This window comes from Leisingera aquaemixtae (genome assembly GCF_019801145.1).
Taxonomy (GTDB): domain Bacteria; phylum Pseudomonadota; class Alphaproteobacteria; order Rhodobacterales; family Rhodobacteraceae; genus Leisingera; species Leisingera aquaemixtae_A.
In genome coordinates, this window is record NZ_JAHVJQ010000003.1 from 497,127 (window position 1) to 516,207 (window position 19,081).

20 protein-coding genes are annotated in these 19,081 nt (G+C 64.8%); 10 read left to right on the forward strand and 10 right to left on the reverse strand.

Annotation, left to right across the window (positions count from 1 at the left end; genetic code table 11):
* The first annotated feature begins 178 nt into the window (after window positions 1-178).
* Entirely contained in the window at window positions 179-823 is a 645-nt protein-coding gene (locus KUW17_RS09820) for a hypothetical protein (RefSeq protein WP_222478484.1), read from the forward strand.
* A gap of 139 nt (window positions 824-962) precedes the next feature.
* A complete protein-coding gene (locus KUW17_RS09825; protein ID WP_222478486.1) occupies window positions 963-1,289 on the forward strand; it encodes a polymer-forming cytoskeletal protein in 327 nt (108 codons plus the stop codon).
* A 9-nt stretch (window positions 1,290-1,298) separates the two neighbouring features.
* Here KUW17_RS09825 and KUW17_RS09830 read toward each other — a convergent pair whose 3' ends face one another.
* Window positions 1,299-2,120 carry a class I SAM-dependent methyltransferase gene (locus KUW17_RS09830; protein WP_222478488.1) on the reverse strand — a complete coding sequence of 274 codons (822 nt, stop codon included), beginning with the start codon at window positions 2,118-2,120 and terminating at the stop codon, window positions 1,299-1,301.
* A gap of 104 nt (window positions 2,121-2,224) precedes the next feature.
* On the opposite strand from KUW17_RS09830, the gene KUW17_RS09835 reads away from it, so the two are divergent.
* The gene (locus KUW17_RS09835) at window positions 2,225-2,566 is read left to right on the forward strand and encodes a zinc ribbon domain-containing protein YjdM (protein ID WP_222478490.1); all 342 of its coding nucleotides are present in this window, start codon (window positions 2,225-2,227) and stop codon (window positions 2,564-2,566) included.
* Window positions 2,567-2,581: 15 nt separating this feature from the next.
* Here the strand turns inward: KUW17_RS09835 and KUW17_RS09840 are convergent, their stop codons facing one another.
* From KUW17_RS09840 to parE, 6 genes are all read right to left on the reverse strand, one after another.
* Complete coding sequence (locus tag KUW17_RS09840) at window positions 2,582-3,016, reverse strand: DMT family transporter (RefSeq protein WP_222478492.1); 435 nt, start codon at window positions 3,014-3,016, stop codon at window positions 2,582-2,584.
* A gap of 157 nt (window positions 3,017-3,173) precedes the next feature.
* The gene (locus tag KUW17_RS09845) at window positions 3,174-3,854 is read right to left on the reverse strand and encodes a hypothetical protein (RefSeq protein ID WP_222478493.1); all 681 of its coding nucleotides are present in this window, start codon (window positions 3,852-3,854) and stop codon (window positions 3,174-3,176) included.
* Window positions 3,855-3,867: 13 nt separating this feature from the next.
* Window positions 3,868-4,524, reverse strand: a complete 657-nt coding sequence (locus tag KUW17_RS09850; protein WP_222478495.1) for a DNA-3-methyladenine glycosylase I — start codon at window positions 4,522-4,524, stop codon at window positions 3,868-3,870.
* Between the two features lie 27 nt (window positions 4,525-4,551).
* Window positions 4,552-5,316 carry a hypothetical protein gene (locus tag KUW17_RS09855; protein WP_222478497.1) on the reverse strand — a complete coding sequence of 255 codons (765 nt, stop codon included), beginning with the start codon at window positions 5,314-5,316 and terminating at the stop codon, window positions 4,552-4,554.
* A gap of 849 nt (window positions 5,317-6,165) precedes the next feature.
* On the reverse strand, window positions 6,166-7,209 hold the full coding sequence (locus KUW17_RS09860) for a GTP pyrophosphokinase family protein (RefSeq protein WP_222478499.1): 1,044 nt from the start codon (window positions 7,207-7,209) through the stop codon (window positions 6,166-6,168).
* Window positions 7,210-7,219: 10 nt separating this feature from the next.
* Window positions 7,220-9,178, reverse strand: a complete 1,959-nt coding sequence (parE, locus tag KUW17_RS09865) for a DNA topoisomerase IV subunit B (protein ID WP_222478501.1) — start codon at window positions 9,176-9,178, stop codon at window positions 7,220-7,222.
* Window positions 9,179-9,533: 355 nt separating this feature from the next.
* On the opposite strand from parE, the gene KUW17_RS09870 reads away from it, so the two are divergent.
* The 5 genes from KUW17_RS09870 (at window position 9,534) to KUW17_RS09890 (ending at window position 14,420) form a co-directional block, all read left to right on the forward strand.
* The gene (locus KUW17_RS09870; RefSeq protein WP_222478503.1) at window positions 9,534-10,949 is read left to right on the forward strand and encodes a pyridoxal phosphate-dependent decarboxylase family protein; all 1,416 of its coding nucleotides are present in this window, start codon (window positions 9,534-9,536) and stop codon (window positions 10,947-10,949) included.
* A gap of 141 nt (window positions 10,950-11,090) precedes the next feature.
* Window positions 11,091-11,699 (forward strand): carboxymuconolactone decarboxylase family protein, encoded by a 609-nt coding sequence (locus KUW17_RS09875; RefSeq protein WP_222478505.1) that lies wholly within the window; start codon window positions 11,091-11,093, stop codon window positions 11,697-11,699.
* Between the two features lie 183 nt (window positions 11,700-11,882).
* Complete coding sequence (gene ppk2 / locus KUW17_RS09880) at window positions 11,883-12,812, forward strand: polyphosphate kinase 2 (protein ID WP_222478507.1); 930 nt, start codon at window positions 11,883-11,885, stop codon at window positions 12,810-12,812.
* A 62-nt stretch (window positions 12,813-12,874) separates the two neighbouring features.
* The gene (locus tag KUW17_RS09885; protein WP_222478509.1) at window positions 12,875-13,510 is read left to right on the forward strand and encodes a DUF1007 family protein; all 636 of its coding nucleotides are present in this window, start codon (window positions 12,875-12,877) and stop codon (window positions 13,508-13,510) included.
* 1 nt (window position 13,511) lies between these two features.
* The gene (locus tag KUW17_RS09890; RefSeq protein ID WP_222478511.1) at window positions 13,512-14,420 is read left to right on the forward strand and encodes a nickel/cobalt transporter; all 909 of its coding nucleotides are present in this window, start codon (window positions 13,512-13,514) and stop codon (window positions 14,418-14,420) included.
* Between the two features lie 3 nt (window positions 14,421-14,423).
* Here the strand turns inward: KUW17_RS09890 and KUW17_RS09895 are convergent, their stop codons facing one another.
* Entirely contained in the window at window positions 14,424-15,074 is a 651-nt protein-coding gene (locus KUW17_RS09895; protein WP_222478513.1) for a TIGR02453 family protein, read from the reverse strand.
* A 111-nt stretch (window positions 15,075-15,185) separates the two neighbouring features.
* Here KUW17_RS09895 and KUW17_RS09900 point away from each other — a divergent pair, with 111 nt between their 5' ends.
* Entirely contained in the window at window positions 15,186-16,565 is a 1,380-nt protein-coding gene (locus tag KUW17_RS09900; protein ID WP_261397126.1) for an MATE family efflux transporter, read from the forward strand.
* A gap of 16 nt (window positions 16,566-16,581) precedes the next feature.
* Here the strand turns inward: KUW17_RS09900 and KUW17_RS09905 are convergent, their stop codons facing one another.
* Window positions 16,582-16,950: a DUF1428 domain-containing protein gene (locus tag KUW17_RS09905; RefSeq protein WP_222478515.1), complete on the reverse strand. Its 369-nt coding sequence runs from the start codon at window positions 16,948-16,950 to the stop codon at window positions 16,582-16,584.
* Between the two features lie 175 nt (window positions 16,951-17,125).
* Here KUW17_RS09905 and KUW17_RS09910 point away from each other — a divergent pair, with 175 nt between their 5' ends.
* A complete protein-coding gene (locus KUW17_RS09910) occupies window positions 17,126-17,572 on the forward strand; it encodes a nucleoside deaminase (RefSeq protein WP_222478517.1) in 447 nt (148 codons plus the stop codon).
* 15 nt (window positions 17,573-17,587) lie between these two features.
* Here KUW17_RS09910 and KUW17_RS09915 read toward each other — a convergent pair whose 3' ends face one another.
* Window positions 17,588-18,703 carry a cyclic nucleotide-binding domain-containing protein gene (locus KUW17_RS09915; protein ID WP_222478519.1) on the reverse strand — a complete coding sequence of 372 codons (1,116 nt, stop codon included), beginning with the start codon at window positions 18,701-18,703 and terminating at the stop codon, window positions 17,588-17,590.
* Window positions 18,704-19,081 lie beyond the last annotated feature (378 nt).

Below are 19,081 nucleotides of genomic sequence, written 5' to 3' on the forward strand. Positions count from 1 at the left end.
CCGTAGAAGTTCTGATAGATCCGTACCGTGGCCAAAGAGCCCGCCCGAGGGGGCGGACGGGCTCTGCCCGGCGGCGCTGCGCGCCTTGTTCCGGGCATGCGGAAACCCGGTCATTTGACCTGTGCGAACCTCCCGGTCCACTCTAACCCCTGTGTGGTTCCAGTGACGGCGGGTTCAGATGCAGAAGACGGTTTCGGTCCTGAAGGATCTGGTGGTCCTGTTGCGCGACATGTCGGTGATTGCGCTGTTTGCGGTGTTCCTGCTGTTTCCGCAGAAACTGAACGCCATTCTGGTCAGCGCCGGGTTCGAGGAGGGCAGCTTTGCCGGCTTCAAGTGGAAGTCCAAGCTGGTGGAATACGATGCCACCGTGGCAGAGCTGCAGACCGCGCTGGCGGAAGCGCAGAAGGTGAACGCCCGGCTGACCCAAGCGCTGCAGGCGGCGGAGGGCGGGACCGGGGAGCTGCAGCGCGATGCGGAACTGGTGCAGCAGGACGCGGCGGCAGCGCTGGAGGCAGCGAGCAAGACGGTGGCCGGAAACCAGCAGCTGGTGGAACAGGCCCGCGCCCAGCTGCAGGAGGAGGCGGTCCGCTACTGCTACCAGGAGGACAGCGGCCAGAAGGGGCCGCAGCAATACCTGACGGCCTGCCACACCACGCCGGAGCGCTGCGAGCGCGCCAAGGTGAACCCGGCCACGCGGTCCTCTGCCTGCGCGCCGCTGGACATGAACACGGCACCCTGGCAGCCCAGCCCCGGCGGTTTCTGGGGCTCGCTGTTCCAATACAGCGCCGCCCCGCTGCCGGCACCTTTTCCGCAGGTGGAGTAGGCGGCAAGCGCAGCCGGGCGGCGGAACCTTGCCGGCGGATCAGGCGCGGCTTTGGCCCTTGGGCGGCTGTTTGCTATCAGCTATTCAAATTGGCCTGGGCGGGTTAGGCTGTCCGGGGATGCGCAGAAAGGGCTGAGACGTGGTGAATTCGGTAATCGAGAAAGATGTGACGGTTGAAGGCAATATCACCTCCAGCAAGGGCAGCGTCGAGGTCCGCGGCCGGGTCATTGGCGACGTGTCGGCGCAGGCGGTGACAGTGCTGGAAGGCGGCACCGTGGACGGCGCGCTGAGCGCGAAATCGGTCACGGTGGAAGGCGCCTACAGCGGCAAGATCCAGTGCGAGGACCTGCGGCTGGCGGCCAGCTCGCAGGTGCAGGCGGATGTGTCGGCGCAGACCATGTCGACGGAGAACGGCGCCCAGCTGCAGGGCAATATCAAGGTCAGCGGCAAGCCGAACGGGGCGTAGGCGCGGGCCTCAGGCCTCGCAGAGGAAGCTCCAGGTCAGCATCCGGCGCTCGCGCAGGGCGCGCAGCTGGTTTTGCACCATCTGCTTGTAGCCCTCTCCGAACAGCAGGCGGGTGGTGATGGGCACCGGCGGCGGCGGGCCTGTGCCGGCGGTGCGCTCCTCCAGCCAGCGCAGGCTTTCGGCGGTGGAGTCGATGCTGTCCAGCAGTTTGAAACCAGCCTCGCGCAGCAGGGTTTCCATCTCTTGCGGCGTGGCGAGATGGCTGATCGATGGCTCCGCCGCCCAGGGCGCCGGAAAGATCATTTCGCCGCCTTCACCCTGCAGGATGTCATAGACCGCAAACAGCGCGCCGGGCCGCAGCACCCGGCGCGCTTCAGAATACATCCGGTGTTTGGCGGGGATATTCATGGCCACATGCACGGTGATGGCGGCATCAAAGGCATCGTCGGCAAAGGGCAAACTGGTGGCGTCTCCCTGCTGGAATTCGGTTTTGTCCGCGAGGCCCAGCCAGCGCGAGATTTCCGCTGCAGCCGCGCACAATTCCGCCGTCAGGTCGATGCCGGTGACATGGCAGCCCGCAGTGTCCGCAATGGTCCGCGCCACGCCGCCGAGGCCGGAGCCGATGTCGAGCACATTGGACTGCGGGGTCAGCCGCATTTGCGCGGCCAGCTCCAGCGTTGCGGCGCGGCCGCGGAAGTGGAATTCATCCAGGGGTTCGAACTCGGCGGGCGTGAGGTCCGAGGGCTCCAGTCCCCTGGCGCGCAGGTCCCGCGCAATCCGGTCCGCCAGATTGCCGCCGCCGCTGTAGTGCTCGGGGATATCGCCCGTCATGATGCTGGCCTTTCGCTGACCCCGCCCGGGAGTATAGCACAGGCTGGGCGCAGCGGGAGCATCCGGCGCTGGCCTTGGTGCGGTATGCCGGCTATTGGCGGGGCATGACTGACACATTGCCGCCGTGCCCCGAATGTTCCTCTGCCTTTACCTATCAGGTGGATGCCCTGCTGATCTGCCCCGAATGCGCTTTTGAATGGGCGGCGGGAGATGCCGGGGGCGAGGCCAAGGAAGTGCGCGACAGCGTCGGCAACGTCCTGCAGGACGGCGATACGGTGACGGTGATCAAGGACCTGAAGCTGAAGGGCACGTCCTCGGTCATCAAGGTCGGCACCAAGGTCCGCGGCATCCGGCTGGTGGAGGGCGATCACGACATCGACTGCAAGGTGCCGGGGGTTGGCCCGATTGGCCTCAAGTCGCAGTTCGTGAAGAAGGTCTCCGGGTAAGGCGCAGCCTGCTCCTCAGGCCATCTGGGTGATCCAGACCCCCAGCGCCATCACCGAAATGCCGGCCGCGCGGGTCAGGGTCAGCGGGCTGACCTGGGCGCCGAACAACCCGAAGTGGTCGATGGCGGCGGCTGAGATCAGCTGGCCTATCAGCACGAAGAACACCGCGTTGCCGACGCCGAAATGCGGCGCCACATAGGTGATCGACAAGACGTAGAAGGCCACCAGGACGCCCGCCAGGAACAGGTGCTTGGGCGCGGAGGGGATCTTGGCCAGGGCCTGGGGACCGGCGATCAGAGCATAGAGGATGGTGGCCACCAGCGCGATCAGGAACAGCACCACGGCGGCAGAGGCGGGGGAGCCGATCAGCTTGCCGAGCGCGGCGTTCAGCGCGGCCAGCACCGGAATGCCAAGGCCCGCGGCCAGCATGATGAGGGCATATTGGGTCATGGTGCGACTCCTGAAATTTGCTTGGGAGAGTTGTGGCCGGAAAATCTGCGGCAAGACAAGGGGTACGTTGCGGCGCAGGACCGGAATCCGGCGCGGATACCGGCCATGAAAAACCGGTTTTCCATGCCCGTTTTCCGTACCGGGAAACGGCGGCGGGTCAGTCGCAGATGCCGTTCAGTTCCGCGTCCTTCCAGGGCAGGTAGACGGCCCTTTCCCTCGATTGCGGCAGCGGGCGGACCGGCATGGCGGCTGCCAGCATGCGGTGCAGGCGCTTGGTGCGCGCGGCCTGCGGGGCGAGCGCGCGGCAGCAGACGTATTCCTCGATGATGGCGCCCTGCTGTTCAAAGCCGTAGGTGCCGAAGTCCGGCTCGCCCTCCAGGTCGAACAGGTAGGGGTCGCGGTCCGGGCCGTGCTCCGCCGCCGCCCGCAGCGGCGAATAGCCGGTGCGCTTGCGGTTCTGCCATTGCCAGACGTGGGTGGCCTCATGCGCCAGCAGCATCGCCTCCACCAGGTGCAGCCGGTCCGGGTATTCCGGCAGGTAATTGTCCAGATACCAGTCGCGGGTAAAGAGGATCCGGTTGAACAGCGCCACCGCGGCGGGTTTGGAGGTGACGATCTCATCCGTGACCGGCGGCAGGATGCGCTCGCGGCAGGTGACGCGCGGGCGCGGGCTGCGGCGGAAGGTGACGGGCCCCAGGGGGGCGCCGTTCACGATGCGCACCTTGTCCGCATTGAGGCTGGTTCCGTGCAGGGTGGAGAGATAGGCGCGCTCCGTTTCCGTCAGCGGGCGGCCGCAGGCGGCGAGAAACAGCAGGGCGAGGAGCAGGCAGCGGATCATGCGCGGCCCCGCCTCAGCAGCTCATCGCCAGCACGCGGCTGATTTCGGTGAGCGAGCGGCCTGATTGCTCCATCCAGGTGTTGAAGGCGCCTTGCACCGCTTTCAGCGCGGATTTTGAAGTGGCGGGTTTGTCGATCACCCCTTCGGCGATCAGGCGCGCGGTGACGTCTTGTGACAGGATGAAACTGTCGCGGCCGGCAAAGCGCATGGCGTATTGGCCGGTCATGCCGCCGAGGCGGCTGCCGCGTTTCTTGAGCATCTCCAAGAGCCCGATGTAATCGGTGGAGGGCCAGCCGCCCAGCACCTTGCCCGCACCGCCCTGGTCGCGCAGCTCCATCAGGAAGGCGGCGTTGGCGCGCACGGTGGCGAGCTTGGCCCCGTTCCGGACCACGCGGGTGTCGCTGAGGATGCGGTCGAATTCGTCCTCCGGCATGAAGGCGCATGGGCCGGGGGCGAAGCCGTGAAAGACTTCCTCGAAACCCTGCCATTTCGCCTCGATCACTTTCCAGTTGAAGCCCGCCTGGAAGATGCATTTGGTCATGGTGGCGAGCCAGCGGTCCTCGGGCAGCTCGGTCACCTTCGGGTCGGGTCTGGTGAGGTTTTCCTCCAGCGCCTCCGGCCCGCCGTGGCGGTCTGCGGAAATGGCATAGATCTCGTCGAAGCTGCGCATGGCGGGTCCTGTTGGCGTCTCCTCAGGTTAGCGGCGCGCGCGCAGCTCGACAATGGATTTGCCGAGGCGGAAGGGAGCGGCGAAGCTGACGAGGCAGAGGGCGATGATCTGCAAGACCAGGATATGGGCGTTGTCCTGCAGGTACTCCCATTCCTCCTTGAGCTTGGACACATGGGCGATGAGGTCGTCATAGGCGCGGGCGATGATCAGGAAATCGCCGGCGATGGCGGGCACCTTGCGGCGCATGGTGTCGACGGCGGCCTGCGTCGGGGCGTCAAGCGCGGTGAACACAAGAAACGCCTCCGGGTCGAAGGCGCTGGCCTGGGCCTCCATGTCTTTCATCTCGTCCATCCCGGCGCGGCCGCCGTCGAATAGGAAGCTGAGGCCTTGCAGCGGCGCGACCTCATCCGTCACCGCGATGAACAGCGGCAGTTCGGCGTTGCCCGCGGTGGAGGCGGAGAGGAATTCGACCTTTTCGCAAAGGACCGCGATGTCGGCGTCATAGGCCGGGTCGCAGAAGCGCAGGCGGAAGCGGGCGGCGTCGCGGTCGAAGGCCGCGGTGGCGGCATAGGCGATGTCGATCTGGCGTTCGAGCTTGGAGGAGTCGGCGGCGTAGATGCCGGAGATGACAGCGACCAGCGCGCCGAAGCCGCCGAGGACCACCCAGACGAGGTCCGCCAGTTTCCAGGCGCGGTGGCCCGCCGGTTTGCGGAACAGGAAGGCGGTGCCGATCAGCCCTGCAAAGAAGAACATCAGGAGCAGGGGCAGCTGGTTGTCCGCGATGAAGGCCATGCCCGGTCTCCTGGCTGGGGGTGATGGCCTAACCATAGGAAGGGACAGGGGTTTCAGGCAACAGCCCTCACGAAGCTGTCACCGGCGCGCGGGAATGGCCGGGCGGGAGGCTGTCTCCGTCCGGTGGCTGTGATGGGCCGGGTGGGCCGTTATGTATTGTGGCCGTGTCGTGCTGGCCGGGGTAGAGGTGGCGGCGCCGCCAAGGGCCCGGTTGGGCCAGAGGCGGAGGGCCGGGCAGGGGATCGCAAGCCCCCATGTCCGCTCGAAAGCTTCCGTTGTGCGGAGAACCCCTGCACCCGATGAAGAGGTGGTCTTGGGGGTTCCCGTATCTCCTGGCGGTGCGGGGTGTCAGTCCGCACCGGTGTCGCGACGGATTGGAGTATGGCAGAGCGGGGTTAAGGGGGCGGAAGCGGGGCGTGCGGTGGTTCGGGGTTCGGCGCAACACCCTTGATGGGTCGCCCGGCTCGGCATAGGGAGGAACGGCAGGCGTGACACGGTGATATTCTCCCGGCCGTAGCACGGCCCCTTGGGGCCGGAGCGCCATGCGGGGTTTCCGGCTTTGCCGGGTGGGAGGCCCCGCCGCCTGCACCCTCATGTTTTTTGGAATGTGACGGTTGCGGCTTGTTCCCCTGACCGGGTCGCTTGCGGCCCGGTCTGCGCCTGCCTGCCCCCCGGCAGGCGCATTCGCGCCCGCCCAGGCAGTCGCAGACCTAGCAGTGGAATGCCTCCGGCGGGAGTATTTTCACAAAGTTGAAATGGGGGGAAGGTCAGGCGTGGGCCTTGTGTGGCGAGAGATTGGCAGGAAAGCGCGACTTGGGGCGAGGGATGACCAAGTCTGTGTTAGAAAAATTAGTACTCATTAGGGACGATTCCTACGCCATATTTTTCGGCGAGACTAATAAAATCAGCAATATGGGGCGATAGAGCATTGTATTTCACCGCTTCGCCTTCCTCAATGACGTACTGCCCATGAAATGAATGTTTGAAATATCTATGGGGGTCGCAAATTATCATCGCGTCCCGCACGTACCCGTAAACGGTAGTCTCTGACTCATATTTAGGGTACAAATTTGCGTCAATAGTGGTGAGGAGTTCTTGAAGTTCAGAATTCGTTTCTACTCCAAAACTAAAAAGTTCCTCAAGGAGTTCAGGGCCCCCGCTGGTTGAGAGGGCCTCTCTGAGTGTGATTCCCTTATTTTTTGCATCCTTTTCCGCAATGGTGAAAAGAGATGTTTCTGATAGAGTGTCTGCTGCAATTTCCTCTGGAGAGTTCTTGATTTTATCTTGGTAGTCCTGAGCTTCGTCTACAATTGTGGAAAGCTCTCTGTCAATTAGCTCCAGCGTGCCAGAAAGCACTATGAATCGTCTTTGCAAATTAGGAGGGAGAGCTACGTCAGACTTGTAGTTTTGCTTGTGCTCAATTTCTGCCCATGCATGTTCCAATATCGTCCTGACTTGTACTTCAAACGAAATGTTCCACACGTTTTGGTATTCCGAGAGATCTTTTCTACCTTTTCCGAGTTTGCAGATGAGGTGGAGCGAACGATACCCGACTGTGTCTAGCCTCTCAGGTTTCCTTTTGTCGATGCTGTTTTCACTGTCTATGTCGAAACAACTTCTAAGCTTGTGCTCAATTTTTTCAACGTCGCTTTCAAGGTAGGTTATGATGCGGAAGCCGACTAGATCAGTCATCTCCTCAAGTGGGGCCTTGTATTTTTTTATATCTATTTTTTTCGAGGCGCTCTCTCGGCTTTTTACACGCGATTGAATCGGCAGAGTTATGATGTCAATATCAGACAGCGCGCTCGAAATTATCCCGAACGCCGCCGTGCGCAACTTGTTCAAGTCTTTGGCGATAAAATCGAACTGTTCTTCAAATTCTTTTTTCTTCAATGTTCATGCCTCAAACATCCAGTTCCTCCACGAACTTCGCGTTCTCCTGGATATACTGGAAGCGGAGTTCGGGTTTCTTGCCCATCAGGCGCTCGACCAGGTCGCCGGTCTCGCCGGGCTCGTCCTCGTCGATGGTGACGCGGATCAGCTTGCGGGTGGCCGGGTCCATCGTGGTCTCCTTCAGGTCCTTGGCGTCCATTTCGCCAAGACCCTTGAAGCGGGAGACGTCGATCTTGCCCTTGCCGCCCAGGCCCTTCTCCAGCCATTTGTCGCGCTCGGCCTCGTCCAGGCAGTAGACGCGTTTGGCGCCCTGGGTCAGGCGGAACAGCGGCGGGCAGGCGAGGTAGAGGTGGCCGCCGTCGATCAGCGGGCGCATCTGGGTGAAGAAGAAGGTCATCAGCAGCGACGCGATATGGGCGCCGTCGACGTCCGCGTCGGTCATGATGATGATCTTGTCATAGCGCAGGTCGTCAAGGTTGAACTTGGTGCCGAGGCCGACGCCAAGCGCCTCGCAGAGGTCGTTGATCTCGGCGTTGGAGCCGAGCTTGTTGGAGGCGGCGCCCAGCACGTTCAGGATCTTGCCCTTCAAGGGCAAGAGCGCCTGGTTCACGCGGTTGCGTGCGCCCTTGCCGGAGCCGCCCGCGGAGTCGCCCTCGACGATGAACAGCTCGGTGCCGGAGCGGTCCTTGGAGGTGCAGTCGGTGAGCTTGCCGGGCAGGCGCAGCTTCTTGGTGGCGGACTTGCGCTGGGTCTCTTTCTCCTGCTTGCGGCGCAGGCGTTCCTCGGCGCGCAGGATCAGGAAATCGAGGATGGCGCCGGCGGATTTGGTGTCGGCGGCCAGCCAGTTGTCGAAATGGTCGCGGACCGAGTTTTCCACCATCTTGTTGGCGGCCTCGGTCGACAGGCGGTCCTTGGTCTGGCCGACAAAGGCAGGGTCGGCGATGAAGCAGCTAACCAGCGCGCAGCCGCCCGCCATCAGGTCGTCGCGGGTGATCTGGGCGGCTTTCTTGTTGCTGACCAGCTCGCCGTAGGCCTTGATGCCCTTGAGAATCGCGGCCCAGAAGCCGGTGACATGGGTGCCGCCCTCGGGCGTCGGGACGGTGTTACAGTAGGACTGGGTGAAGCCGTCGCGCGACGGCGTCCAGTTGATCGCCCATTCGACGTAGCCCGGCTCGCCGAATTTCTCGCGGAACTCGACCTTGCCGGCAAAGGGCTGGTCTGCATAGACGGAGGATTTGCCGAGCACCTCTGTCAGGTAGTCCTTGAGGCCTCCGGGGAAGTGGAAGGTGGCCTCGGTGGGCGTCTCGCCGTCGTCGATTTCCGATTTCCAGCGGATTTCGACGCCGGAGAACAGATAGGCCTTGGAGCGCACCAGGGTGAACAGGCGCTTGGGCTTGAAGCGGTGGTGGCCGAAGATCTGCTCGTCGGCGTGGAAGGTGACGAAGGTGCCGCGCTTGTTGGGGGCGGCGCCGATCTTCTCAACCGGGCCCAGGGGCAGGCCGCGGGAGAAGCGCTGCTCGAACAGCTCCTTGTTCTTGGCGACCTGGACCACCATGGAATCCGACAGCGCGTTCACCACCGAGGAGCCGACGCCGTGCAGGCCGCCGGAGGTCTGATAGGCCTTGCCGGAGAACTTGCCGCCTGCGTGCAGGGTGCAGAGGATCACCTCCAGCGCGGATTTGTCCGGGAACTTGGGGTGCGGGTCGATCGGGATGCCGCGGCCGTTGTCGGAGATGGTGACGGCGTAGTCGGAATGCAGCGTCACCTCGATGCGGTTGGCGTGGCCTGCGACGGCCTCGTCCATCGAGTTGTCGAGGATTTCCGCCACCATGTGGTGCAGCGCGCGCTCATCGGTGCCGCCGATATACATGCCGGGGCGCTGGCGGACCGGTTCGAGGCCTTCCAGAACCTCGATCGAGGAGGCGTCATAGGTATCGGATGCAGGCGTGCTGAGGAGATCGTCGGCCATGTGCGGGAACTGCTCTTCCTTGGTGTTGATTGGCGGCCATTATGGCAGGTGTTGGGGCCGGGTGGAAGAGGCACGCAAGGGGCTGTGGATAAGGCGGACAGGGCTGTCTATCGTCTTGAATCTAATACGGTGAGGGCAGCCCCCGCCCATGGGGGCGTCAGGGGCTTCCCGGCGTGCCGCCGGGCCGAACATGCCGCAACGCGTCTACCTTCGTCCCGGTCGGTTGCCGCCGCGAGCGAGTTATCAAACCATCGAAGCTAAGTTCCGGTAATCCGGGTGCGTCGATATTTTCCGTGCGGCGCAAGGGCCTGCGGGGTAGACCTCAGCCAGCGATTGGCAGGAGGAGGGCGCGCAGGTGGCTGAGAAGGGGATCAAGACGCAGGACTGGGCTGCGTTCCGGGCGGAAGCACAGCGGATGCTGGAGGCGGCGCTGGACCAGATGCAGCAGGCCGCGGAGCGTCCCTGGCAGCCGGTGCCGGAGGATATAGACGCGCGCTATGCGGTGACCGCGGAAGCGCGCGGGCCGCAGGAAACCGTGGACCGGATCATCTCCGACGTGCTGCCCTATCACGGCGGCAATACCCACCCGCGCTTCTGGGGCTGGGTGCAGGGGTCGGGGCTGGCCTCGGACCTGATCAGCTCTTTGGCGGCGGCGGCGGTCAATGCCAATATGGGCGGGCGCGATCATGGCGCAAATTACATGGAGCGCGCGGTGGTGGACTGGACCCGCCGCAAGATGGGGATGCCGGACAGCGCCAGCGGCATTCTGGTAACCGGCACCTCGCAAGCCACGGTGATTGCCTTTCAGGCGGCGCGGCTGCGGGTGCTGAAAGACTTGCGCAAGACCGGGCAGGGCGCGGTGCGGCTGACCGCCTATGCGGGTGAAGGCGTGCATAACGCGACGCTGAAGGCGGTGGAGCTTTTGGGCATCGGCTCGGACAACCTGCGCAAGGTGCCGCTGGCGGAGGGCAAGCTGGACTGCGCGGCCTTGGCGGAGATGGTTGAAAGCGACAAGGCCGCGGGCGCGGTGCCCTTTCTGGTGGTCGGCAATGCGGGCACCGTGGACCTGGGGCTGTTTGACGATCTGAACGCATTGGCGGATGCGGCGGCGGCGCTGGGGCTGTGGCTGCATGTGGACGGGGCCTTTGGCGCCTGGACGCGGATTGCGGATGAGCCGTACCGGTCGCTCAGCGACGGGATCGGGCGGGCCGATAGCATCGCGCTGGATTTCCACAAGTGGATGTATGTGGGCTACGACTGCGGCATGGCGCTGCTGCGCAATGAGGACGAGCACCGGGCGGCCTTTGCGGCGCGGCCCGCGTATCTGGAAGGCGCCGAGCGCGGGCTGGCGGGCGGCGAGCCGTGGTTCTGCGATTACGGCATTGACCTGAGCCGCGGCAACCGGGCCCTGAAGGTGTGGACGGCGCTGGAAACCTATGGCGAGGCGGCGTTCTCCGGGGCGATCACCGGCAATTGCGAACTTGCGGCGTTCATGGCCGCTGAGGTGGAGGCGCAGCCGCGCATGGAACTGGGGGCGCCGGTGGTGTCGAACGTCTGCGTGTTCACCGCGCGCAGCGATCTGGCGCCGGAGGCGCAGTCGGCGCTGAACGCGCATATTGCCCAGACCCTGCAGGAAAGCGGCGAGGCGGTGTTCTCGACCACCCGCGCAAGCGGCCGCGTGATGCTGCGCGCCGCCATCACCAACCACCGCAGCCGCGAGGCGGATGTGCAGGCGGCCATTGCCGCGGTGGCGCGGGAGGCGGCGAAGTAAAGCGGGGAGCCCCGCGCCTGCCGGGGGCAAGCAGGCGCGGGGCGGCGGTGCCGCCCGGCAGAACATCTGTGACGTTCGGTTCCGTCTTTCCGTATGATCTGAACTCGCTACTCCCCGGGCCAGACAGTCAGGGAGAGAGACATGGCCTGGATCAGGACCGTTCCGTTTGAAGAGGCAACCGGCAAGCTGAAGAAGCTCTATGAGCGGGTGACCGGGCCAGGCAACAACGTCGACAATATCATGATGGCGCATTCCCTGCGGCCGCATTCGATGGAAGGCCATATGGCGCTGTACAAGAACGTGCTGCATCACACCGGCAACAAGATCCCGAAATGGTTCCTGGAAGTGCTCGGGGTCTGGGTCTCTTCGCTGAACGACTGCGCCTATTGCGTCGAGCACCACTTTGCGGGCCTGCAGCGGCTGCTGGGGGATGAGCAGCGCGGGCTGGCGATCCGGGCGGCGATCGAGGCGCGCGAACCGGAAGCCGCGCCCCTGGAGCCCGCGCAGGTGCTGGCGATGGGCTATGCGCGGATGCTGACAGAGGAGCCTTCCAGTGTCACCGAGGCGGATATCGCGGCGCTGCGGGAGGCCGGGTTTGACGACGGCGGGATCCTGGAGATCAACCAAGTCACGGCCTATTTTGCCTATGCCAACCGGACGGTGCTGGGGCTGGGGTGCTCCACCAAGGGCGATGTGCTGGGATTGAGTCCGAACAACTCGGATGATCCGGGCGATTGGGGGCATAAGTAGGGGCTTTGCCCCTCGGCCCCGGCGGGCCCTCACCCCAGGATATTTTCAGCCAGATGAAAGGGATCAAGCGGCCTGTCGGGGCCGCTTTTTGTTGTGCAGGGGGCATATCTTTTGATGCAGGTCAGCGCGGGGCGGCGGCGGGGAATGTAAGGTTGCGGCGCAGATTGAAGGAGGGAGTTTTTGATGGACGCCGCAGCAGAAAAGATTGTGAACAACGCCTCGGGAGACATGCCGGTAAAAGCCGCCGCCGAGGCACGCGCGCCCAGTGCCGAGGATATCCGCCGCGCGTTTGAGAGCGGCAGGTACCCATATCCGAAGAAGCTGGCGCGCAGGGCGTATGAGGCGGAGAAGGCGCGGCTGCAGGCGGAGCTTCTGAAGGTGCAGCTGTGGGCACAGGAGACCGGCGAGAAGTTCGTGATGCTGTTCGAGGGCCGCGATGCGGCCGGGAAGGGCGGCACCATCAAGCGGTTCACCGAGCACCTGAATCCGCGCTCCGCCCGGGTGGTGGCGCTGAACAAGCCCTCGGACGAGGAGCGCGGGCAGTGGTATTTCCAGCGTTACGTGCAGCACCTGCCGACCAGCGGCGAGATCGTTTTCTATGACCGGTCCTGGTACAACCGGGCGGGCGTGGAGCGGGTGATGAGTTTCTGCGAGCCCAATGAGTACCTGGAATTCATGCGCCAGGCGCCGGAGTTCGAGCGGATGCTGGTGCGCTCCGGCATCCGGCTTTACAAATACTGGTTCTCGGTCACCCAGGAGGAACAGAAGCGGCGGTTCGTCTCGCGCGAGACCGATCCGCTGAAGCAGTGGAAGCTGTCGCCGATCGACAAGGCGTCCTTGGGCAAATGGGACGACTACACCGAGGCCAAGGAGGCGATGTTCTTTTACACCGACACCGCCGATGCGCCCTGGACTGTGATCAAGTCGAACTGCAAGAAGCGGGCGCGGATCAACTGCATGCGGCACTTCCTGGCCTCGCTGGACTATCCGGGAAAGGATCCGGAGATCGCGCAGGAGCCGGACCCGCTGATCGTCGGCCAGGCGCATCATGTGATCCATCAGTCCGATCACATCCTGGGCAAGGCCCTGCATCCTGAGAACAGGGCGCGCTGATCCTTGCCTGCGGTGCGGTCTTGCGCTTGCGGGGCCGTGCGGCAGGGCTTAGATCTTTGGGCATGAAACGTTTTGTTCCCTTGCTCGTGCTTGCGCTGCTGGTGCCGCATGGCGCCGGATCGCATCCGCACATCTTTGTCGATACCGGCATGAAGGTCCTTGTCTCGGAAGACGGGCAGCTGCAGGCGGTGGAGATCATCTGGGCCTACGACGAGTTCTATTCGCTGCTGATCTTCGAGGATAAAGGGCTGGACAGCGATTTCGACGGCACCCTGACGGCGGAGGAGCTGGCGAAACTGCAGGGTTTTGATCTGGCCTGGAGCGAGGGGTTTCAGGGCGACACCTATCTGACCCGCGGGGGCGAGGCGCTGGCGCTGGGCGCGCCGGAGCATCTGTCCACCGAGGTGGCGGACGGGCGGATCACCACGCGGCACCGGCGGGTTCTGACCCAGCCGCAGGCGGCGGACGGGGTGGTGATCAAAGCCTATGATCCGACCTATTACACCGCCTATACGCTGAGCGGCGGGCTGGACGTTACCGGCGGCTGCCAGGGCAGCGTGACACCGCCCAACCTGGATGCGGCCTACACCAAGGTGGAGGAGCTGCTTTATGCGATGCCGGCGGACCAGGCAGAGGAAGCCTACCCGGAAGTGGGGGAAGCCTTTGCCGATACCGTCCGGTTGAATTGCGGCGCGTAAGGTGCGGTTTTTCCTGGCCATAGCAGCACTGGGCGTGGCGGCTCTGGCACTATGGCTTTGGGGTTTTGGCGGCGCCGGAACGGTGTCTGCCTGGGCGGCGGAAGGCCAGCGCGAGGCGCAGAATGCGATGGCGCGGGGCTTGCGGGCCTTGCGAGCGGGCGAGCCGGGGGCGCTGATGGGGCTTTTGTCCTTGTGCTTTGCCTACGGGTTTTTCCACGCCGCCGGGCCGGGGCATGGCAAGCTAGTCATCGGCGGCTATGGCATGGGCAAGCCGGTGCCGCTGGTGCGGCTGGCCGGGCTGGCGCTGGCGTCCTCGCTGGCGCAGGCGGCCACTGCGGTTTTGCTGGTGGCGGGCGGGCTGATGCTGCTGGACTGGGGCCGCGAGCAGCTGACCAGCGCGGCGGAGGATGTGCTGGCGCCGCTGTCTTACGGGCTGATTGCGCTGGTGGGCCTGTGGCTGCTGGCGCGGGGCGTGCGGCGGCTGATGGGCAGCCAGACTGCCGCGCAGGGGGCCCGCTATCACCACGATCATGCACATGGGGAGGTCTGCGCCTCCTGCGGCCACCGGCACGGGCCGACGGCGGAGGAAGCCGCCAATGTGCATTCGCTGCGCGATGCGCTGGCGATCATCGGCGCGGTGGCGCTGCGTCCCTGTACCGGGGCGGTGTTCCTGCTGCTCTTGACCTGGCGGATGGGGGTGCTGTGGGCCGGGATTGCCGGCGCCTTTGCCATGGGCGCAGGCACCGCCACGGTAACGGTTGCAGTGGCTGCTGCGGCGGTGACGATGCGCAAGGGGGCGCTGGCGCAGATGCAGGGGGCGGGTGCGCTGCGGGCGGCGGCGGTGCTGGAGATCCTTGCAGGTGCCGTGGTGGCGGTGCTGGCCAGCCAGATCATGCTGCGGGCGCTGTAGGCCTCATTCTGCCAGGGCGCTGTCCAGAAGGGCAAACATCGGCTCCAGCGTCAGATAGGCCGACATCAGCGCGCCCATCGGCGCGGCCTGTTCGCGCGCGGTCATCTCGTGCCAGAAGGTCAGCGACTTGCGCTGCAGCAGCGCCCCGTGAGGGTGGGCCTTGCCATAAGGGGCAGGGACGCGTTTCAGCTCTGGGTCTTTGATGGCAAACCCCTTGAGCGCGAGGATGTCGACCAGCGCCGCGGTTTCATCGCCGAAGGCGCCATCGGCGGCCTGCCGCCAGCGCGGCAGCTGGGCTTTGCTGAAGCCCATGATGCCGCCGCCTGCGGTGCAGTAATCCGGCGCGATGCCGAAGAACAGCGCGCAGCCTGCGCTGTTCAGGGTCCACATCATGTGCAGATGAGTATTGTAGGGCGTCTTGTCCTTGGAAAACCGCACGTCGCGCTGCGGGCGGAATAGCTTAGCTGTGACCTGCGCGCCGCTGCGGCGGGTGATCGCCTGCGCCACCTCGTCCATCAACAGGAGCGCAGGGGATTTCAGCTGTGCCTCATACCGGTCCTTGTGTGCGGTGAACCAGTCCCGGCTGTTGTTCTGCGCAAGCGCCGCAAGAAAGGAGCGGGCGTCGGGGATCAGCTGGGCAAAGGCATCGGTCATTCAATGGGCTCCTGCAAGGGGTTGCCTGTGCAGAATACCACCATGGGCCTGTGCGCAGGCAAGGAAACTCTTCCCTTGCCGGGGCGTGCGCACGTGCCTAAGGCTGGCAGGATGAGCACATCAGCGAACAGACATTCCGAGATGCCCCTGCGCGGCCACGCCCGGGCGATTGCCGTTCTTGGCCTGCCGCTGATCGGCGGCCATGTGGCGCAGTTTGCCATCGGCCTGACCGATACCGTCATGCTGGGCTGGTACGGCGTGGCGGAACTGGCGGCGGTGACGCTGGGCTCGTCCTATTTCTTCTCGATCTTCCTGCTGGGCTCCGGCTTTGCCTTTGCGGTGATGCCGATGGTGGCGGCTGCGGCCGGCGCGGGAGAGGAGCGGCAGATCCGCCGCTCCACCCGCATGGGGCTGTGGCTGTCGCTGGGGTATGGCGTGGCGGCGATGCCGCTGCTCTGGTGGTCGGAGCCGATCCTGCTGGCGCTGGGGCAGGAGGCGAAGGTGGCGCATGACGCGGCGGAATACCTGCGCATTGCCGGCTGGTCGCTGTTTCCGGCGCTTCTGTACATGGTGGCGAAATCCTATCTGGCGGCGCTGGAGCGCACCCAGATCGTGCTGTGGCTGTCGGTCTTTGCCGCGGTGGTCAATGCGCTGGTGAACTATGCGCTGATCTTCGGCAACTGGGGCGCGCCGGAGCTGGGGATCACCGGGGCGGCGATTGCCTCGCTGGTGACCAATGGCGTGTCCTTTGCGCTGGTGCTGGCCTATGCGCTGAAGGTGCTGCCGGAGCATGAGCTGCTGAAGAACTTCCAGCGGCCGGACTGGGAGATGCTGGGCCGGGTGTTCCGCATGGGCACCCCGATCGGCCTGACGACCCTGGCCGAGAGCAGCCTGTTTGCGGCTTCGGCGATGATGATGGGCTGGCTGGGCACGGTGCCGCTGGCGGCGCATGGCATTGCGATTTCGCTGGCGGGGCTGACCTTCATGGTGCACCTGGGGCTGTCCAACGCGGCCACTATCCGGGCGGGCAATGCCTTTGGCCGCGGCGACCGGGACCACATGGCGCGCGGCGGCAAGGTGGTGACCGCGATGTCGCTGGCGGTGTCGGCGGTGGGGATCACCCTGTTCCTGACCATCCCGGATCCGCTGATGTCGCTGTTTCTGGACAGTGCCGATCCGCAGAAGGAGCAGATCCTGCTGATCGGCGGCGTTCTGCTGGCGGCAGCGGCGCTGTTTCAGATGATGGACGGAATGCAGGCGATCGCGCTGGGGCTGTTGCGCGGGGTGCAGGACACCGGCATGCCGATGGTGATTGCCGTCCTCAGCTACTGGGTGGTGGGCATTCCCGCCTCATACCTCTTTGGCTTTGTGCTGGACTGGGGCGGCGTTGGCGTCTGGGCCGGGCTGGTGGCGGGGCTGACCTGTGCCGGTCTGTTCCTGATGCTGCGGTTCTGGCGCCGTTCGATCAAGGCGGTGGGCGCGGCGGCCTGAGACATGCGGGCGCATGTCAGCCCGTCCCTGTCTGCCGTCCCGTCATTTGAATCGGGGTGAAGGCGCCCAAAATCAGGCGCTTGTGGTCAAAGGGAAGGTCAGCCGGGATGTCAAAGCGGGGATCCTTGGCGATCTGCGCTTCGGCGGCCTCCATTTCCGCCTTGCCGGGCCAGACCTGCCAGCTGAACACGATCTTCTCGCCGGGTTTGGCGGCAACCGCGCGGCGGAAGTCGGTCTGCTGCCCGCCGGGCACGTTGTCCTCCCAGGCGTCGACGATTTCCAGGCAGCCGTATTCACGGAACAGCGCGGCACTGGCCTTGGCCCAGGCCTTGTAGGCTTCGAAGTTCTTTTCAGGGACAGGGATCACAAATCCGGCGACATACATGGAGGGCCTCCCAAGGCTTGGGCGCAGGCGGCGCCCGGCCTCAGTGAGTTTGCCACGCGGGAGCGTTCCGCTCCAGCCTCCGGGGGCGGTCGGCGGCGCGGGCTTGACCGCCCTGAACCCTGCGGGCAGGGTTCCTCCAGTGCAATGTATTCATTCACAAAGAGGCAGTTTCAGAATGATGACCGACGACGACAAGCGCCTGCTGCGCATTGCCTATGAGGAAGCCAAGGCAGGATTTGACGAGGGCGGCTGCCCGATCGGCTCGGTGCTGGCGCGCGGCGGCCAGGTGGTGGCGCAGGGGCGCAATCAGCGGGTGCAGAAGGGCGATCCGATTGCCCATGGCGAAATGGATGCGCTGCGCAAGGCCGGGCGGCAGAAGACCTACCGGGACACGGTGCTCTATACCTCGCTGTCGCCCTGCATGATGTGCAGCGGCACCATCGTGCAGTTCGGAATTCCGCGGGTGGTGATCGGCGACACGCAGAACTTTGGCGGCAACGAGGCGTTCCTGCGCTCCAAGGGCGTCGAGGTGGTGATCGCCGAAGACCCGGACTGCATCGCGCTGATGGAGCGGTTCATCCGCGAAAAGCCGGAGCTGTGGTCCGAGGATATCGCCGAGTAACAGCGAACCCGCCTGTCAGCTGGTGAAGAATTCCAGCGTGCCGATGTTCTTGGCGCGGACCGCGAATTTGCTGGCAAAGCGCTTCTGGTCGATCTCTCCAAGCGCATCGCGCAATTCCGGGCTGATGCGGATCGGTCCGATCCTGCCGCTGCCCGCTGTCACATCATCCTGGTGCGCCTGTTCCAGCCGGGCGGCCTTGTTCACCTCGGGGCCGATCAGGGTGAACTGATGGCGGGTGGCGGAACCGAAATCGCCGCTGAGGACATAGCCTGCGTGCAGGCCGACGCGCAGGCCGAGCGCCTGATCGCCGATGGTGATGCCGGACACGGCGGCCACGGCTTCTTCGGCGGCGCGCACCGCGGCGGCGCAGGTGCCGCGGGCCGTTTCGGCGGCGGGGCCAAGCACCCAGAAGGCCATCAGCCCGTCGCCGATGAACTTGTCGATATGGCCGCCGTGCTGCTGGATCGGCTGGGTCTGGGCATTGAAGAACCGCTGCACGATGTCGGCGATCCGCTCCGGCGGTGTCCGGGTGGTGTAGCCGCTGAAGTTGACCACATCCGAGAACCAGATCACCGCCCGGTCCACCGCGTAGCCGGTCTGATGCCCGGCACCGCCCTGCATCCGGCGGCTGAGCGCGTATTCATTGGTGTAGGCATGCAGGATGCGGGTGTCATCCGCCAGCTGCTGGCTGAGCGAGGCGGTGCGGCGGCTGGCGCCGCGCAGCTTGATCGAGATGATCTTGGCGATGTTGCGCCAGATCTTTCCGGCCTCGGGATGCTGTTCGATCTTCTCCTTGTCGACAACCAGCACCTCGACGCTGGTCTCATTCGCCACCAGGTCATAGATCCGCTGGTAGCCGTTGCCGGCAAGATGCTGTTCCCCGATCACCTCGTTGCGGCGGCGGACAAACAGCGTGTGGCCGTCTTCCTTGATCGCAACGGAGCCCTCCACCAGGATCCAGAGGCAGGTGGCCGGGTCGCCGCGGGAGCAGAGATACTCGCCTTCGGCAAAGCGGAAGGGGCGGGCGTCCAGCAGATCCGGGTTCTGCAGGTCATCGGCCAGGCCGCACATCACCATGGCCTCCGCATAGCGGGCCCCCAGTGCGTTCAGTTTCTCGATCTTCGGTTTCATGGCTGTGATGCTCCGGCGGTTGTCGGGCGCAGTGCCGCAGAGGAATGAGTCTAGCACGTCTGCCGGAGCGGGGCCTTAACCGCGGTTGCATAGCGAACTTCGCGAACCGCGGTTCGCGGAAAGGTTCCCGGTGCGGGCGCATCTTCCGGCGGCCGGGCGGAAAGCTGCGCGGCAGGGGGGCGGGCTTGCGCGGACAAAGGCCGGTCTGCCTCGCGTGGCGGCAACTTGCTTAGATGAAAGGGAAAATCCGGCGTCATTGCGCCGGGGCACCGGCGAAGTGCGGGTCCGGTATGGTGCAGGGCCGGGCCACACCCTAGCTGTTTGCCACGGTTCGCGGGACACCCTGCGGGCCGGATAGAAACCAAGAAACTGGAGTGT

Excerpts from the sequence above, each read along its gene's own strand:
- KUW17_RS09820 (WP_222478484.1), top strand. The coding sequence starts at position 179 with ATGCAGAAGACGGTTTCGGTCCTGAAGGATCTGGTGGTCCTGTTGCGC.
- KUW17_RS09830 (WP_222478488.1), bottom strand. The coding sequence starts at position 2,120 with ATGACGGGCGATATCCCCGAGCACTACAGCGGCGGCGGCAATCTGGCG.
- KUW17_RS09835 (WP_222478490.1), top strand. The coding sequence starts at position 2,225 with ATGACTGACACATTGCCGCCGTGCCCCGAATGTTCCTCTGCCTTTACC.
- KUW17_RS09840 (WP_222478492.1), bottom strand. The coding sequence starts at position 3,016 with ATGACCCAATATGCCCTCATCATGCTGGCCGCGGGCCTTGGCATTCCG.
- KUW17_RS09845 (WP_222478493.1), bottom strand. The coding sequence starts at position 3,854 with ATGATCCGCTGCCTGCTCCTCGCCCTGCTGTTTCTCGCCGCCTGCGGC.
- KUW17_RS09850 (WP_222478495.1), bottom strand. The coding sequence starts at position 4,524 with ATGCGCAGCTTCGACGAGATCTATGCCATTTCCGCAGACCGCCACGGC.
- KUW17_RS09855 (WP_222478497.1), bottom strand. The coding sequence starts at position 5,316 with ATGGCCTTCATCGCGGACAACCAGCTGCCCCTGCTCCTGATGTTCTTC.
- parE (WP_222478501.1), bottom strand. The coding sequence starts at position 9,178 with ATGGCCGACGATCTCCTCAGCACGCCTGCATCCGATACCTATGACGCC.
- KUW17_RS09875 (WP_222478505.1), top strand. The coding sequence starts at position 11,091 with ATGGCCTGGATCAGGACCGTTCCGTTTGAAGAGGCAACCGGCAAGCTG.
- ppk2 (WP_222478507.1), top strand. The coding sequence starts at position 11,883 with ATGGACGCCGCAGCAGAAAAGATTGTGAACAACGCCTCGGGAGACATG.
- KUW17_RS09885 (WP_222478509.1), top strand. The coding sequence starts at position 12,875 with ATGAAACGTTTTGTTCCCTTGCTCGTGCTTGCGCTGCTGGTGCCGCAT.
- KUW17_RS09895 (WP_222478513.1), bottom strand. The coding sequence starts at position 15,074 with ATGACCGATGCCTTTGCCCAGCTGATCCCCGACGCCCGCTCCTTTCTT.
- KUW17_RS09900 (WP_261397126.1), top strand. The coding sequence starts at position 15,186 with ATGAGCACATCAGCGAACAGACATTCCGAGATGCCCCTGCGCGGCCAC.
- KUW17_RS09905 (WP_222478515.1), bottom strand. The coding sequence starts at position 16,950 with ATGTATGTCGCCGGATTTGTGATCCCTGTCCCTGAAAAGAACTTCGAA.
- KUW17_RS09910 (WP_222478517.1), top strand. The coding sequence starts at position 17,126 with ATGATGACCGACGACGACAAGCGCCTGCTGCGCATTGCCTATGAGGAA.
- KUW17_RS09915 (WP_222478519.1), bottom strand. The coding sequence starts at position 18,703 with ATGAAACCGAAGATCGAGAAACTGAACGCACTGGGGGCCCGCTATGCG.